At 71.1% G+C, this 15,658-nt stretch carries 11 protein-coding genes and 1 CRISPR repeat array; of the genes, 2 read left to right on the forward strand and 9 right to left on the reverse strand.

Annotation, left to right across the window (positions count from 1 at the left end; all coding sequences use genetic code 11):
- Positions 1-199 precede the first annotated feature (199 nt).
- Both F4559_RS12330 and F4559_RS12335 read left to right on the forward strand, forming a co-directional pair.
- Positions 200-835: a helix-turn-helix domain-containing protein gene (locus F4559_RS12330; RefSeq protein ID WP_184668535.1), complete on the forward strand. Its 636-nt coding sequence runs from the start codon at positions 200-202 to the stop codon at positions 833-835.
- Complete coding sequence (locus F4559_RS12335) at positions 832-3,588, forward strand: AMP-binding protein (protein ID WP_184668536.1); 2,757 nt, start codon at positions 832-834, stop codon at positions 3,586-3,588. The genes F4559_RS12330 and F4559_RS12335 overlap by 4 nt, the downstream gene beginning before the upstream one ends.
- Positions 3,589-3,626: 38 nt before the next feature.
- On the opposite strand, the gene F4559_RS12340 is transcribed toward F4559_RS12335, so the two are convergent.
- The 9 genes from F4559_RS12340 to cas7e all read right to left on the reverse strand — a co-directional run bounded on the left by F4559_RS12340 (position 3,627) and on the right by cas7e (position 15,642).
- A complete protein-coding gene (locus F4559_RS12340) occupies positions 3,627-4,382 on the reverse strand; it encodes an SDR family NAD(P)-dependent oxidoreductase (RefSeq protein WP_184668537.1) in 756 nt (251 codons plus the stop codon).
- Between the two features lies 1 nt (position 4,383).
- On the reverse strand, positions 4,384-4,935 hold the full coding sequence (locus tag F4559_RS12345; protein WP_184668538.1) for a TetR/AcrR family transcriptional regulator: 552 nt from the start codon (positions 4,933-4,935) through the stop codon (positions 4,384-4,386).
- A 151-nt stretch (positions 4,936-5,086) separates the two neighbouring features.
- Entirely contained in the window at positions 5,087-5,977 is an 891-nt protein-coding gene (locus tag F4559_RS12350; RefSeq protein WP_184668539.1) for a phosphate/phosphite/phosphonate ABC transporter substrate-binding protein, read from the reverse strand.
- Between the two features lie 8 nt (positions 5,978-5,985).
- Positions 5,986-9,660, reverse strand: coding sequence for an nSTAND1 domain-containing NTPase (locus F4559_RS12355; RefSeq protein ID WP_184668541.1), 3,675 nt, complete (start codon positions 9,658-9,660; stop codon positions 5,986-5,988).
- Between the two features lie 293 nt (positions 9,661-9,953).
- Positions 9,954-11,629: a CRISPR direct-repeat array (repeat unit 28 nt; unit sequence GGAACACCCCCGCTCGCGCGGGGAAGAC).
- Positions 11,630-11,789: 160 nt separating this feature from the next.
- Positions 11,790-12,149 carry a type I-E CRISPR-associated endoribonuclease Cas2e gene (gene cas2e, locus F4559_RS12360; protein WP_184668543.1) on the reverse strand — a complete coding sequence of 120 codons (360 nt, stop codon included), beginning with the start codon at positions 12,147-12,149 and terminating at the stop codon, positions 11,790-11,792.
- Positions 12,146-13,123: a type I-E CRISPR-associated endonuclease Cas1e gene (cas1e, locus tag F4559_RS12365; protein ID WP_184668545.1), complete on the reverse strand. Its 978-nt coding sequence runs from the start codon at positions 13,121-13,123 to the stop codon at positions 12,146-12,148. Before cas1e ends, cas2e begins: the two co-directional genes overlap by 4 nt.
- Positions 13,116-13,781, reverse strand: a complete 666-nt coding sequence (gene cas6e, locus F4559_RS12370) for a type I-E CRISPR-associated protein Cas6/Cse3/CasE (RefSeq protein ID WP_184668547.1) — start codon at positions 13,779-13,781, stop codon at positions 13,116-13,118. Before cas6e ends, cas1e begins: the two co-directional genes overlap by 8 nt.
- Positions 13,781-14,503 (reverse strand): type I-E CRISPR-associated protein Cas5/CasD, encoded by a 723-nt coding sequence (gene cas5e / locus F4559_RS12375; RefSeq protein WP_184668549.1) that lies wholly within the window; start codon positions 14,501-14,503, stop codon positions 13,781-13,783. Before cas5e ends, cas6e begins: the two co-directional genes overlap by 1 nt.
- On the reverse strand, positions 14,500-15,642 hold the full coding sequence (cas7e, locus tag F4559_RS12380) for a type I-E CRISPR-associated protein Cas7/Cse4/CasC (protein WP_184668551.1): 1,143 nt from the start codon (positions 15,640-15,642) through the stop codon (positions 14,500-14,502). Before cas7e ends, cas5e begins: the two co-directional genes overlap by 4 nt.
- Positions 15,643-15,658: the final 16 nt, after the last annotated feature.

A 15,658-nucleotide genomic window follows, 5' to 3' on the forward strand; every position in this document is an offset into this window, starting at 1 on the left:
GGGGGAGTCCGGGCAGCCCGGGGTGCCGGGCGGTTGCGCGACCGGGCCCGGATTTGTTAATCGCGCGCCGTGCGAACGGCCACGCGCGCGGGGAGTACTGCGTAGTTGTGCCCATACCCGGTCGTTCCGGTCCTGCGCAGACTCTGTTGCGGCCGGAGGGACGACCGGCCGATTCGAAGTCTTTGGGGAGGACTGCGAAGTGCTGACGATCCAGGGCCCGGTCGAACGCGGCCGGGCACCGCGACAGGTCGACGTACCGGACGGGCACAGCGCGGCTTTCGGCGGCTGCGGCTGCGATTCCTGCGCGTTCGACATCAGGCTTCCCGGTGCGGTGGCACCGGACTTCCGCGGCGAACTCGACGCGGACCGCACGACGTGGTGGGTGACCAACACCGGCGACCGCGAGCCGCTGCTGGTCGCCGATGTCGACCATCCCGACGAAACGGTCGCGGTGCGGCCGGGCGAGCGCGTGCCGTTCGCGTTCGACATGGCGCTGATCCGGCCCTCGACCGGACCGCTGTCGGTCACGGTGTTCGCCACGCTCGCCCGGTCGCGGCGGGCGGCGGCCCGGCCGTGCCCGGGCCTGGACCCGGTGGCCGTGCCGCACCTCGACCGGACGTCGCGCTACTACGCGGTGTTGGCCGAGCTGTGCGGGACCGGGCCCATGCCCACGTCCGCCGGGATCGCCGCCCGGCTGGGCATGAGCCCGCGCGCGGTCGACGCGCACATCGACTACCTGATCGACAAGTTGGGGATCCCGGCACCGGCGATCCGCAGCACGGGCTGGAAGCGGACGGCGTTGGTCGCGCACGTCCGCCGGGCGGGTGCGGCGTGACGCTTCCCTTGATCCATGAGGCGTTCCGGGCCGTCGCCGGCCGTCGGCCCGACGCGGTCGCGGTGGTGCACGGCGACGTCCGCGTGACCTACCGGGAGTTGGACGCGTGGTCGGACCGGCTGTCGGTGGGGTTGGTGTGCGGACCGGGGTCGGTGGTGCCGGTGGTGCTGCCGCCCGGACCGGAACTCGTGGCCGTGCTGCTGGCCGTGCTCAAGCGCGGCGCGGCCTACGCGGTCCTCGACCCGGCCTGGCCGGACGAGCGGCTGCGGCGGGTCGCGGAGCTGCTGCCCGGACAGGTCGCGGCGACCCCGCACCCGGCGTTCCCCGCGCGGGTGGCCGGACCGGCGTTGTTCTCCGGGGACGCGGCGATGGTGTTCTTCACGTCCGGGAGTACGGGCGAACCCAAGGCGGTCCTGTCCCCGCACCGGGGGACCACGCGGCTGTTCGACGGGTGCACGTTCGCCGAGTTCGACGAGTCGACGGTGATGAACGTGTCGGCGGCGTTGCCGTGGGACGCGTTCGCGCTGGAGTTGTGGGGCGTGTTGACCACGGGCGGCACGGCGGTCTTGGCCGACGAGCGGCCGTTGATGCCCGCGGGGCTGCGTGCGGCTGTTTCCGTGCGTGGGGTGAACACGGTGTTCCTTACGACGTCGTTGTTCCACTTGATCGTGGAGGAGGATGTCGAGGCGTTCGCCGGGCTGCGGACGGTGATGGTCGGGGGTGAGCGGCTCTCGCCTTCGCACGCGGCGCGGTTTCTTGAGGAGCACCCGGACGTCCGGCTGGTCAACGGGTACGGGCCGGTGGAGAGCACGGTGTTCGTGCTGAGCCACGACGTGCGTGTGGCGGATGTGGCGGACGAGGTGCCGTTGGGTCGGCCTGTGCCGCACACCTCCGTGGTCGTGCTGCGTGACGGCCGGGTGTGCGCGCCGGGCGAGGTCGGCGAGCTGTGCGTGGCGGGGGAGGGGCTCGCGTCCGGGTACCTCGGCGACGACGCGCTGACCGCCGCGAAGTTCGTGGTCGTCGACCTGCCCGGCGGGCCGACCCGGGTCTACCGGACCGGTGACCTGGGCAGTGTCGGCGTGGACGGGCTGTTCCGGTTCCACGGGCGGGCGGACCGGCAGGTCAAGGTGCGCGGGCACCGGGTCGAACCGACCGGGATCGAGCACCTGGCGGTCGTGGCGGGGGTGCGGCGGGCCGTGGTGGTGCCCGTGCGCGACGAGACGGGCGCGTGCGTGGCGTTGGCGTTGTTCCACACCGGGCACGTGCCGGGACTGGTCGACCGGTTGCGGGCCGACCTGCCCGCGTACTCGGTGCCGGACCACGTGGTCGAGGTCGAGGCTTTTCCCTTGCTGGGCAACGGGAAGACCGATACCCGGGCGTTGCTGGACCTGCTGCCGCGTGCGGAGCCGGGTGGGGACGGGTCCGATGCGGTGGTGGCCGAGTTCGCGTCCGTGTTGGGAGTGGCGGTCGACCGGGACGCGTCCTTCTTCGAGTCGGGTGGGACGTCCTTGGCCGCGATCCGGTTGTGCACGCGGTTGGGGCGGCGGTTCGGGCGTCCGGTGCCGGTGTCGCGGTTGGTGCGGACGCCGACCGCGGCGGGGATCGCCGCGTGGTTGGCGTCGGAGCCGGTGTCGGAGTCGGGTGTCGTGGACGTGGCCGAGTTGACGCCGATGCAGCACGGGTTTTTGGTGCGGCACCTGGTGTCCGGCGCCGATCCGGAGAACCACTGCCCGCTGGTGTGGCGGATCACCGGGGCGTTGGACGCGGACGCGTTGGTCGCCGCGGTGTCGGCGACGCATCGGGCGCACGGATATTTGAGCGGTCGGTACACGGCCGACGAGGAAGCCGTGGTGGTGCCGGGAAATCGGGAAGTCGAGTTCGTCTTCTCCCCGGACCTGGACGTGGAGTTGCGGCGGCCGTTGCGCCTTGCGGACGGGGTGGTGTGGCGGGCGGTGCTGACGTCCGTGGGGCCGTCGGAGTGGTTGTTCGGGGTGGTCGTGCACCACGTGGCGTTCGACGGGTGGTCGCAGCACCTGCTGGCGCGGTCGCTGTCGGCGGGGTATCGAGGGGGTGTGGTCGACGCCGGGCCTTCGCCGATCGAGGCCGTCTCGGCGTCGCGTGCGCTGGTCGACGACCTGCCCGGTCAGCGGGAGTACTGGCGGGAGGCGTTGCGGGACCTGCCGTCGTTGGTGTTGCCGCCGGGGGGTGATCCGGGGCCGGATCTGGTGGCGGTGCCGCTGTCCGGTGCCGCGGTGGAGCGGTTTTCGCGGGGGCGGTTGCCGGTGGTGGTGGACGCGGTCGCACGGGCGTTGGCGGCGCACACCGGTCAGCGTGACTTCGGCATCGGCGTGCCGGTGGCCCATCGGAGCAGTGACGTGTTGTCGCGGGTGATCGGGTGCCTGGTGGACATGGTGTGCGTGCGGGTGGGAGGCGATCCGGTGGCCGCGGTGGAGGCGGCGTTGGCGCATGCCGACGTGCCGGTCGCGGAGGTGTCGCGGCTGGTGCGTCGGGGCCGTGATCCGCTGTACCGGGTGATCGTGGTGGCGCAGGACTCGCCGCCGGCGGAGTTGGACCTGCCGGGGTGCGTGGTGACCCGGGAGGGCGGGCACGACCTCGGGTGGCCGATGGCGGATCTTTTGGTGGAGCTGGACGTGGCCGACGGGGTGTTGCGGGTGAGTCGTTCTCCCCTGGCCGTGTCTTCGTCCACTGTGGACGCCGTGGTGAAGGGGGTCGTGGCTTTTCTGGAGGCGTGAAGGGGTGCGGAGCCGCCCGGCTCCGCACCCCTCCCGGTTCAGGCGGTCGCGCCGCCGTCGAGCACCAGGTCGTGGCCGACCGTGAACGCCGACGCGGGCGAGGCCAGCCACAGCACGGCGGCGGCCACCTCGTCGGTGGCGCCGACCCGGCCCAGGGGGATGGCCCCGGCCAGGCGGTCGTCGCGGTCGGCGTCGGATTCGCCCGGTCGGCGGGACATCGAGGTGGCCGTGGCGCCGGGGCTGACCGCGTTGATCCGGATGCCGTCGGCGACGTGGTCGAGGGCGGCGGTGCGGGTCAGGGCGCTCACGGCGGCTTTCGACGCGGCGTAGGCGGCCAGGCCCGGTCGGCGGCTGTGGGCGCCGATGTTGGAGGCGACGTTGACGATCGTGCCGCCGCCGTTCGTCCGCATGTAGGCGATCTCGTGTTTCATGCAGAGCCAGGTGCCCATGAGGTTGATGTCCATGACCTCGGTGAAGGCTTTCCGGTCGAGGTCGGCGGTGGGGATGCCCGCCGGGCCGAGGACGCCCGCGTTGTTGACCGCCACGTGCAGTCCGCCGTGTCGGGCGGTCGTGGTGGTGATCAGGTCTGCCACCTGTGCCTCGTCGGTGACGTCGGTGGTGAGCCAGTCGGCCTGGCCGCCGGTCGCCTTGATGTTGTCGGCGGTCTCCTTCAGGGCCCGGTCGTCGCGTCCGGTGATCATCACGGTGGCGCCCTGGAGGGCGAGCTGTCGTGCCACGGCTCTGCCGATGCCCGATCCGCCGCCGGTGACCAGGGCGACCTTGCCGGTGAACATACTAGACTGTCCGTTCTGTTTGGATGAGTTTGAGGAACGTGTCCACGGCCGTGCGGACCGTTTTGCCGTCGCCCTTGCCCAGTACTCGCAGGCCCTGGAGGAAGGCGAGCACCAGGCAGGCCCGGCCGTCGGCGTCCTCGTGGCCGGCCCGGGTGAAGGCCAGGGTCAGGGCGGTGCGCAGGGTGTGCCAGCTCTTCTCGACCAGTGCTGTGACCCGGTGGTCGTCGGGTAGCAGCTCCGTCGCGGCGCTGACGACCAGGCAGCTGGTGCGGCTTTCCCTGGCGTATCTGAGGATGAGATGCTTGACCGCTTCGTCGGGGTCGCCTTGGGCGAGGTCCGCGATGATCGTGGCGTCGGTGTCGGCGACGTAGCGGTCCAGTGCCGCGAGGTAGAGGTCGTGTTTGCTGCCGAAGGTGCTGTAGAGGCTGGCTTTGGCCACGCCGAGCCGGTCGACCAGGTCCGCCACCGAGGTGCCTTCGTAGCCGTGGTCGCGGAACACCTCGACGGCGATCGCGCAGACCTCGTCGGGGTCGAACTCCTTCCTTCTGCCCATGTCTCCACCCTACCCCTTTCAAGACCACCCGTTCCAAAACCCCGCGAGTTATACGTTCAGACACCGTGAGTTGTGCATTCGGGCACCGCGAGTTGTGGGTCCGGGTGGCCGGGCGTGCTGCCGGTGGGCCGGTCCGGGTCGATGCCCTGGGTCAGGGGGTGCAGGTGGTTCGTTTGCAGACCTCGCGGACCTTGTCGTAGAAGTGGTCGTCCACCGGTGTGTAGCCGTAGGCGTCGGCGTCGCCCAAGGGGCACTCGCCCTGGCAGAAGCCGTTGGCGCGTAGGTAGTCCGCGTTCGCCTTTTCGCGGATCGCGCGGGACATGGTGTCGCGCAGGGTGTCCGGCAGGCGGTCCGAGATGCCGATCGGGGCGCCGGGGATGAGGTCCGAGCGCCAGATCGTGACGATCTGGCCGGCCTTGATCTGGCCTCGTTCCACGAGGTGGCGGTCGACCATCTCGTCGAACGCGAAGCCTGCCGCGCAGTCGCCGTTCGCCACGGCCAGTACCGATGCCTCGTGGCTGCCCACGAACACCGGCTCCACGTCGGTGGTGGGGGAGATGCCCAAACCCTGTAGTTCGGCTGCCGGGTACAGGTAGCCGGACGTCGAGCCCTGGTCCACGAAGCACACCTTGCGGCCACGGAGGTCTGCCATCGTGTGCACCTCGGAACCCGCTCTGGTGAAGCCGTGGGCGCGGAATCCCGGCGTCTTCCCTTTCTCCTTCGTCTGCGCGGCCACGGCCGTGATCGGGGCGCCGCGTTCCTTCGCCAGCACGTACGACAACGGGCCGAAGGCGGCGATGTCGATGTCCCCGTCACGCACGCCCTCGATCAGGGCGTCGTACGACGTCGTGTCCTGGATGCGGATCTCACGCCCGGTCTCGCGGCGGAGCATGTCGATGATCGGCTGGAACGCCTGCAACACCGTCATCGAGCTGCCGGTCGGGATGCCGGAGAACACCAGCGGGTCCTCGACCGTCGGCGGCGGTGGGGTGTGGGCCTGGCACGCCGCCAGGAGGACGAACAGCAGCACCACGCGTCGCATCCGGGCTCCTAAGCGGGACAGGTTTCGCGGTAGTCGAGGTCCGGCACGTACTGGCGCCACTCGTCGCGGTCGAGGCCGCCGCCCGCCGCGCACGCCTTCGCCGCCACGTCGTCGAACGGACTCAGATCCCACAGCAGGGTGGTGCCGTCGGAGCCGCTCGTGGCCAACACCTTGCCCGACGGGGCGAACGCCACGGCGTTCACGGCCATCGAGTGGCCCGCCAACGCCCGGCCGAGGCGGCGGGGTCGGTTCGGGTCGCTGATGTCCCACAGGATCACCGTGCCGTCCGAACCACCCGCCGCCAGGACGCCGCCGTCGGGGGAGAACGCCAGTGATGTCACGGGCTTGCTCGGTTCCGTCGGGGGCTGGCCCAGGCGTCGGGGTTTGTCGGGATCGGTGACGTCCCACAGGATCGTGGTCCCGTCGGTGCCCCCGGCCGCGACGATCGCGCCGTCGGCGCGGAACGCCACCGCGTTGATCGCGCTGCGGTGCCCGGTGAGCGGACGGCCGTGCGGCCTGGGTTTCGCGGGATCGGTGATGTCCCACAGCAGCACCGTGTTGTCCGTGCCCGGCGTGGCGTCGACGGTGCCGTGCACGGCCAGCGAGTACGTGCGGCCGGGTCCGGGCGCGCGGTCGCGGCCGAGTTGGCGCGGCTGGTGTGGGTCGCGGACGTCCCAGCGCAGGCGCACGCCGTCCGAGCCGGTCGTGACGAGTTCGTCGCCCTCGAACACCGTGGACTTCACGAGTTTCCCGTGCCCGGTCAAGGGATCGCCGATGCGCTTCGGGAGTTCGGTGAGATCCCACAGGATCGCGCCGCCGCCCACGCCGCTGGTCACGAGCGTCGTGCCGCCCGCCGGGAACGCGACCGACGTGACGTGACTGCGGTGGCCCACCAACGGCTCGCCGATCATCTTCGGGGCGGTCGGGTCGCGCAGGTCCCACAGCACGGCCGCGCCGTCCTCGCTGCCGGTCGCCAGCGTGTCCGTGCCCGGTGCGAACGCCACGGACGTGACCTTCGCGGAGTGCGCGGCCAGCGGGTCGCCGACCTGGCGGGGCGTGCCGGTCACGTCCCACACGTTCACCGTGCCGTCCGAACGGGCGGTGACCAGGGCGCCGGACTTCGGTGCGAACGCGATCGACGTGACCGAACGCCGCGTCTGGTCGGTGAGCGGCTCGCCCTCGCGCCGGGGCGTGCCCGGGTCGGACAGGTCCCACAGCACCACCGTGCCGTCGTCGCCGCTGGTCGCCAGCACGCCGTTCGGCGCGAACGCGGCGGAGGAGATGCGTGTGTCGTGCCCGACGGGCGACGCGCCGCGCACCGGGTGCTCGGGGTCGGTCAGGTCCCACAGGGTGGCTGAACCGTCGGACTTGCCGATGGCCAACGTGCGGCCGTCGGCGGTGAACGCGACGGCGGTCACGGGACCGGCCTCGGTGATCCGGTCGAACTCACGCGGGTTCGCGGGCGTCGACAGGTCCCACAACGTCACGACGCCGTCCGAGCCGCCGACCGCGAGCACGCCCGCGCCGACGGCCAGCGACGTGACGGCCTTGCTGCCGACCTGGGGCGCGGCGTCGAGGCGGCGCGGTGCGCGGACGTCGGCCAGGTCCCAGAGCGTGACGCGGCCGGTGGACGTGCCGGTGATCAGCGTGCGGCCGTCGGTGGAGAACGCGGACGCGGACAGGCCGTCGGTCTCCGGGCCGGTGAGCGACCCCGCGTAGCGCGTGGTGATCAAGGTGTTGACCAGGCCCGCGTTCGTCTCGGCGCTGGGTCGCAGGCGGTGCGCGGCGATGCCCAGCCGCAACGCGAGTCGTGGCGAGCCGTCCCGGGCCGCTTCCGCCTGGGCGACCAGGGCGCGTGCGGTGGCGGTGTCGCGTTCGTGCCGGGCGCTGCCCCACTGCACGCCCGCCAGCGCGGTCGCGCCCAACGCCAGCGCGAGCAGGACGGACAGGACGAGCAGCGAGCGTCGCCGTCGCCGGTTGCCCTGACGTTTCAGGGTGTCCAGGCGGGCGCGGGTGGCGGCGAGGAACGCGCGGGAGTCGTCGTCCAACGCGGGCGGGTCGGGGGTGAGGGCTTCCTCGGCGACATCCAGCCTGCCCTGCTCCCAGAGGAACGACTCGGCACGGTCGCGCTCCACCCACTCGGCGGCGGCACGCTCGACCCGGCCCACCGCGCGCAGCACCGCGGCCCGCTCGTCGATCGCCTTGATCAGCGGCGGCCACTTGGTCAGCAGCGCTTCGTGCGCGACGCCGATCCGGTTGCCGGTCGTGGTGAGCAGCCGTTGGTCGACGAACACCTCGAACGCCGCGCGCAGCGGTTCGGAGAGCTTGCGGCGGTCGACGCGTCGGGCGAGCCGGTTGACGCCGTCGAACGTGACCAGCCGGACCAGGCCGGTCAGGACCTCGTCCGCGTCCAGACCGCTGCGGGCGACCGCGTCGGCGAGTACCTGGTCGGCGTGCTTGCTGAGCGCGCCGTGGACGCCGTCCATGTCCCGGTAGCGGGTGGCGGACAGGCGGTCGCCGCGGGTCAGGTCGAGCGCGAGCTGCTGGAGCGTGAACGCCAGCAGGGGCAGTGCCTCGCCGGTGGCAGTGTCCGTGACCAGGCGGAACACCAGTCCCGGGTCGACCTTGAGCCCGGCCGCGCGGACCGGCTCGGTGATCACCGCGCTGAGCTTGTCCGGGGACAGCGGCTCCAGCAGCGTGGTCTCGATCGGCAGGCCGGCCAGGGCGGGGAGCGTGCGCAGGTCGTCCTGGAACTCGGAACGCAACGTCGCGACCACGCGGACCGGACCGCGCACCGCTTCTCGGAGGAGGGCGCCGAAGGTGGCACGGTCCTCCTCGCCGGCGCGCGTGAAAAGCTCTTCGGCCTGGTCGACGGCGATCAGCACACGGTCGCCCTGGGCGAGGTCCTCGGCGATGGTCCGCAGGCCGTCCGGCTTGGCGAGTCGTTGGCGGATGTCGGCGCGCGTCCAGCCGCGGTCGAGGCGGTGGGCGACGGCGGCGAGCGTGGCGGCGAGTTCGTGCAACGGGTCGTCGCCGGGGAGCAGCGGTGGGATGACGAGCCAGCCGTCCTCGCGTTCGAGGAGGGGGAGGAGGCCGGCTCGCAGGAGTGAGGATTTGCCGCAGCCCGATGGGCCGACGACGGCCGTGAGCCGGCCTCGGGCCCCGGCGCGCAGGAGTCCGGCGAGCTTGCGCGTCTCGTCCGAGCGGCCGAAGAAGACCGTGCTCAGCGCGGAGGGGAATGGAGCGAGGCCGGGAAACGGGTTGTCGCCGTCGCGCCACTGCGTCGGGCCGCCGAGGTCGAGGTCGCGCAGTGCGCGGCCCAGTTGTTCGCGGACGACGTTGGCACCGGCCTGGCGGTCGGTGTACTGGAGGTGCTCCATGAGCGGGTGCTTCACGCCGGGCTGGGCCTGGATCGGGAGCAGCAGGCAGCCGAGCGAGTCGGCGATGCCGACCTCGGCCGCGCACCAGTTGGACTCGACGAACGCCTCGGTGACCACGCAGACCACGGCGTCGGCACCGCGCAGTTCCCGGTAGAGGCGCTGTTTCCAGTCCTCGCCGACCGGGATGCCCCCGCCGAGGTCCGCGGCGAGGAACGGCTCGTGCCGGTCGTCTCTCAGCCAGTCACAGACCTCGACCGCGATCGCCAGGTCTTTGTTGGCGTGGCTGATGAACACCCGCGCCACACGATTCTCCCCTCGACGGCGTGCCCGGATGCTACGCCAGGTGATCGGATGGTGACGGCAGGTTCGCCACTTCGTTGTGTCGCCGGTTCGGCTGCGCGTGCCGTCGTGACGGCGACAACCCCCGCTCGCGCGGGAAGGCCAGCGGTCGGGTACGAGTAGTGGGTCGTCCGAGGGAACACCCCGCTCGCGCGGGGAAGACGACGCCCGGGTGAGCAGCCACGGATAGGGCTGCGGATCACCCCCCGCGCGCGGGGGAAGACAAGAAGATCTCGCTGTCGCGCCTGCTCCAGTGGGGAACACCCCCGCTCGCGCGGGGAAGACCAGAACACGATCAGGAGGCCGCGTCCATGGCTGGGAACACCCCCGCTCGCGCTGGGAAGACTCTTCTTCCAGCCACGGGCTCCAGTACACGGGTGGAACACCCCCGCTCGCGCGGGGAAGACGGGCGCAGCGACTACGAGGGCGTGCTCTAACTGGGAACACCCCCGCTCGCGCGGGGAAGACCTGTCCGGCAACTGGCCGACGCTGCCCCGGTGGGGAACACCCCCGCTCGCGCGGGGAAGACGCGGTGAAGACGCGCAGCTCGTCGCCGTCGAGCGGAACACCCCCGCTCGCGCGGGGAAGACGGCCAGATCGAGCAGGGCATCGCCGACGACGCGGGAACACCCCCGCTCGCGCGGGGAAGACCCCGGCCAGCACCTCACGGGTGGCCGGGTCGCGGGAACACCCCCGCTCGCGCGGGGAAGACCGGATCGACACGGTCAACGCGCTGCGCCTGGCGGGAACACCCCCGCTCGCGCGGGGAAGACGGCGCGATCACCGACCCGGCGTTCTTTCCGTTCGGAACACCCCCGCTCGCGCGGGGAAGACCCGTGTTGTGGTCGGGTGCGGTACCCGGGAGCAGGAACACCCCCCGCTCGCGCGGGGAAGACGTCGTCGAGCTTGAGCCACAGGCGTGCGGCGAGGGAACACCCCCGCTCGCGCGGGGAAGACGCGGCTGATCGGCCGGCCCAGCTCACGCAGCAGGGAACACCCCCGCTCGCGCGGGGAAGACCTGCGGGCCGCGCTGATCTCCTACGCGCACCTGGGAACACCCCCGCTCGCGCGGGGAAGACCGTGGCCGTGGCGGCACCAACACCATGGCCAACGGAACACCCCCGCTCGCGCGGGGAAGACTGACAGTTCCACACCGACGAAAGACCGTCCTGAGGAACACCCCCGCTCGCGCGGGGAAGACCTCGACGCGAAGATCCACGCGCACGGCCCCGGAGGAACACCCCCGCTCGCGCGGGGAAGACTGGGACCTCGCGATCCAGGCCCACCAGCACAACGGAACACCCCCGCTCGCGCGGGGAAGACGCTTGGCAGAGCAGCTACGTCACCTTCGCCGACGGAACACCCCCGCTCGCGCGGGGAAGACGGGCGCATCTTGATCGTTCCGTCCTCGTCGCCCGGAACACCCCCGCTCGCGCGGGGAAGACCGAAGACCTTGTTGGTCATCGTGACCGTCCTCCGGAACACCCCCGCTCGCGCGGGGAAGACCTGTGGGGTTACGCGAATCCGGCGCTCGGCGAGGGAACACCCCCGCTCGCGCGGGGAAGACCGGCATGTTCTTCAAGCCGCTCGGAGAAGACGGGGAACACCCCCGCTCGCGCGGGGAAGACCGCCGCGAAGTTCGACGCGGCCAGCGCCGGGCGGGAACACCCCCGCTCGCGCGGGGAAGACTCCGGTCCGACCTGCGGAAACGTGTTGGTGGGGGGAACACCCCCGCTCGCGCGGGGAAGACCGCGACCGACTTGCCGCCGAGCCACCCACCGACGGAACACCCCCGCTCGCGCGGGGAAGACCTGCCCCGCCACTCGCTCACCGTGGCCACGCCGGGAACACCCCCGCTCGCGCGGGGAAGACGCTCGGCCTCGACGCAGAACTACGCAAACCTCGGGAACACCCCCGCTCGCGCGGGGAAGACACTTGTTGACCTGGAGGTCTATGTGGCTACTGGCTGGTATTCGTTCGGTTTGTGTCGGTCGTGGTTCGTAGGTACGTGAGCGAGGCTTGCATTGCTCCGAAGGGATGAGGGTCGCTGTGTCCGCCGCACCCTGAGCCGAAGATCGGCCAAGGCGCTCGCTTCATCGGCGGTTGCCAAATCGGCGTCGTCGGCCCGCAGTGCTCCACGAAGTGCTCGGCGTCGTCGTGGTTTCAGAGTCCGATGGGGGCGTCGAAGGACGAAGCATGAGTTGGATTCCATCGAAGTCGACGGGATGCCAGTCGTGGTGGTGGACTTTGAAGTCCAGTCCCTGTTCGTTGTCGGCCCGGTGGACCATGATCGCCCGTCCGGTGCGCACGAGTTCGACGACCCGCGACCACATGAGGTCGCGGACGCGGGCCGTGACGTTGCCGACGAAGACGCCGGGCGAGATTTCCAGCAGCCAGCGGGTCAGGTGGCCTCTCAGTCCCACGGGGCAGGCCGCTACGACGATCACGGTCACAGGAAGTCCTCGTCGTCGTAGTTGGTTCCGCCCGCGACTGCCCGCCCGCTGTCGTCCCACAGCAGTACGACGTTCGACGCCGTCTCGTCGTAAGTGTCGAAGGCGTCCGGGCCGTAGATCGTGGTGACGTCCTCCTCGGCGAGTAGCGTCTTGATATCGCGGACGCAGGTGTCGAGGAACGTGCCGTCCTTCATGCGATCACGAACCGCACGTCGGGTCTCGGTGCCGATGTCGGCGACGTCGCGGGCGGCGATGTCGAAAGCGACCGGGATGGTGATATCGGCCTTGTAGAGGTCGGCGATGTCGTAGACGAACGACTTGTCGTGTCCTGTGTGGACGAATCCCAGACCGGGTGCGCAGCCCAGGGCCACGATCACCGCGTGCACCACTCCGTACAGGCTGGTGTTGGCGGCCGACAGCGCCTTGTTGACCGGGGTTCCGCTGTCGAAGTCGCTGGGGTCATAGTCGCGGCGTTGCCACTCCACGCCGGTGCGTTGAGCGTGCAGGCGGTAGAGCTTGCGGACGCGGGCGCCTTCCTTGCCGCGCAGTTGCTGCATGGTCAGATCGGTGGTGTCCTCGTCGGGAAAACGCAGCGCGTACATCTGCCGTGCCACCCGTAACCTGGTGCGCTTGTTGGACACCAGCGCGGCCTGGGCTTCGAGGAGTCTCGACGAGCGGGACAGGCCTCGGCCGTGGGCGTAGTAGCGCACGCCGTACTCGCCGACCCACACCGCCGTGGAACCGCTTTCCGCCAACAACACCATCGCCTGCTGGCTCACCGTGGTTCCGGGGCCGAGTAGCAACGCGCCGAGGGTGGCGGCCGGGATGTGCACGGTGCCACGCTTGTCCGTCGCGGTGATCGCGTTGTCGTCGCGGTGCACGACGCTGTGTTCCAGGTACAGGAACGAAACCCGGTCCTGGGCCCGCACCAGGTGTGAGATCGGTACCGGTGGTAAGCCGGGGACGTCAGGCACGGCGGACCGGTGCCAGCGTGAGCAGTCCGCAGCCGTAGCCCTTCGCCGGGCCGATGCCGTTGATCAGCGCCGCCCGCAGCGCGACCGGGTCCGTGATCCGCAGGATGCCCTCGAACACGGCGGTGGCCAGCGTGACATCACGACCTTGGCGGGCGAACGTGGACAGGTCACGGTCGCGGACGGCGACGTCGGGTTCGTCCTGTTCGCCGTGCGGCACGACGAAGCCGTGGCGTTCGGCGCGGTCCAGCAGCCACTGGGTCTGCTGGGACACGGTGACGTGCCCGAACCGCTGGGACTTGGTCGACGTCGCGTCCTTGCGGCGGCTCTGCGCGGGGTTGGCCCGCAGCCGGAACGCCCACTGCTGCCCGACGTCGAGCGTGTCGAGAAGCGCGCCGTAATCGCGGGTGTCCCAGCCGCTCGTGGTCGGCCACCCGACCTGCTCCACCAGGTGGGTCAGGTCGGGGCGGTGCGGGCTGACGAGGTAGAGCAGAACACGGTGCTGGTGGCGGTCCACGCGCCACAGCACGCGGCCGTCCTCGGCGGTGGGAAGCGAACCCGGGAACGCGGCCATGACGGCGCCGTGGATCTTCTGCGGGGAGGCGAGCATTGCCCGTGCCGCACGCCGGGCCGGGTTGATCTCGAAACGGGTCAGGTGCATCAGGCGAGTCCTTCGAATGCCGCCATCGGGCAGTGCGGGTCCGACGCCGGGTCCGGCAGGGCAGGCTTGTAGGCGGGGTTGGCGATCGTCACCGGCCGGTGGCGGACCGAGCGCCACCCGTACCGGCGATGCCTGGGGTCGAAGCTGATCGGCTCGTCCTGGACGAGTTCGACACCGGGCTCGTCCTCCGTGCAGTCGACCACCGTGTCCAGCGTGACGTCGGCGTGGCGGTGTCGCTCCTGCACCCAGGGCGAGGCCATCCACGGCGTGCCGGCGAGTCGCTCCGCGACGGTGCCGTCCGCCAGGTCGTGCAGCAGTTTGCCCGCTGGCGGGCAGGAACGCCGTCCGAGGTAGAGCGGGAAGACGGGGGCACGCAACGCATCCCGCAACCCCACCAACAGGGCCTCGTCGCCTTCGATGGCGACGGCGAACACCGCGTCCGCGAGGTAGAACCGGTAGGACAGCGGCATCGCGTTCTTGCCGTCCCGGGTCCGCGCCGTCTGGAAGTCACGCTCCAAGCTGCCCACCTGGTCCACCCGCACCCCGATGCGCAACCCGAGAAGCTCCTCCAACGGGTCGGTGCGGCGCAGGCCCTTGGCTGCGGCGAGCAGCCCGAGCACGCCGCTGCGGCTGGGCGCGCGGTCCGTGTTGCGGCGGACGAACCGGCTGCCGGTGCCCCAGGATTGCAGCGGAGCGCCCAGGCGCAGCAACAGCGTCGTCACGCCCGCTCCGCCAGGCGAGCGGACACCAACTGCCCCAGCGCTTCCACCGTCGGTCCGAGCGTGGTGCGCTCCGCGATCTCGGCCAGCGGCGCGACCTTCCGGTCACCCGCGCCGAACACCCACGCCGCCACGGGGGTCTCGTCGAACCCCTCGTGCAGCTCGCGGGCGTGTGCGGCGAGCCTGGTGGCGGCCTGGACGATCCGGCCGCCTTCGGCGTCGTCCGGAATGGCTTCCTCGAACGCGCCCACCAGGTTGATCGACTGGGACTCGCGGGCGACGACGAGGACGACGTCGGGCAGGGTGCGGTTGGCGAACGTGTTCTGCTTGCCGGTGGGCATGCTGGTGACGAACGCGCGGACGAACGCCTCGGCCGCGCGCCGGGTCGCCTCGTCGTCGCCGAGGTTGTCGCGCAGCCGGTCCACGTCGAGGGTCGCGTAGCGGTAGAGGGTGGAGGAGTTGAACTCGACCGTGCCGATCATTCCCGCGCCGGCGTCCTCCTCGTCGTCGCGCTTCTTGTGGTCGTCCACGGCGGTGAAGTAGTCGTACTCGTTCGAGACCGCGTGGACGCTCAATGCGTGGGCGACCTGGGCCGCCGCGTCGACGTTGAGATCGGTGGCGTCGGCGACCATGCGACCGAACAGGGACACGTCCACCGAGTGCGCCTCGTCCGCCCTAGCACGGACGTCCGCCTTCGCGATGTCGAGCTTGCCGTCCTCACCGGCGGCCACCGCGGCCTCGATCGCCAACTCGGCCAGCGAGGCGATCTGGCGGTTGCTGAGGAACAGCAGATAGCCGGATTCCTGCAACGCCTCCTTCTTGCGCGGCTGACTGATCTTGATCCCGGCCGCGGTGAGCACCGCCTCGGCGAGTTTCACGGACCGGTCCACCAGCTCGGGCACCTGGTCGGTGATGGCCTCCGACAGCAGTTCGACGACGCGTTTGGTGCGCACACCCAGTTCGTCGGTGTCCAGCAGATGGTCGAACGCGTCACGGGTGGCGCGTTTCCACGATTGGCTCGACACCCGCGCCCGCCGTCGCCCGCCGTACATGGCGGTCTTAGGGCTACCCGTGTCGTCCCTGTTGATGTTGCTGGGCGGGACGGTCTGGATGACGTGGATGTCGAGAATGGTACGAGGCATGGACGCTGTTCCTTCG

The organism is Saccharothrix violaceirubra, assembly GCF_014203755.1.
Taxonomy (GTDB): Bacteria; Actinomycetota; Actinomycetes; order Mycobacteriales; family Pseudonocardiaceae; genus Actinosynnema; species Actinosynnema violaceirubrum.

Excerpts from the sequence above, each read along its gene's own strand:
- F4559_RS12340 (WP_184668537.1), bottom strand. The coding sequence starts at position 4,382 with ATGTTCACCGGCAAGGTCGCCCTGGTCACCGGCGGCGGATCGGGCATC.
- F4559_RS12345 (WP_184668538.1), bottom strand. The coding sequence starts at position 4,935 with ATGGGCAGAAGGAAGGAGTTCGACCCCGACGAGGTCTGCGCGATCGCC.
- F4559_RS12350 (WP_184668539.1), bottom strand. The coding sequence starts at position 5,977 with ATGCGACGCGTGGTGCTGCTGTTCGTCCTCCTGGCGGCGTGCCAGGCC.
- cas6e (WP_184668547.1), bottom strand. The coding sequence starts at position 13,781 with ATGCACCTGACCCGTTTCGAGATCAACCCGGCCCGGCGTGCGGCACGG.
- cas7e (WP_184668551.1), bottom strand. The coding sequence starts at position 15,642 with ATGCCTCGTACCATTCTCGACATCCACGTCATCCAGACCGTCCCGCCC.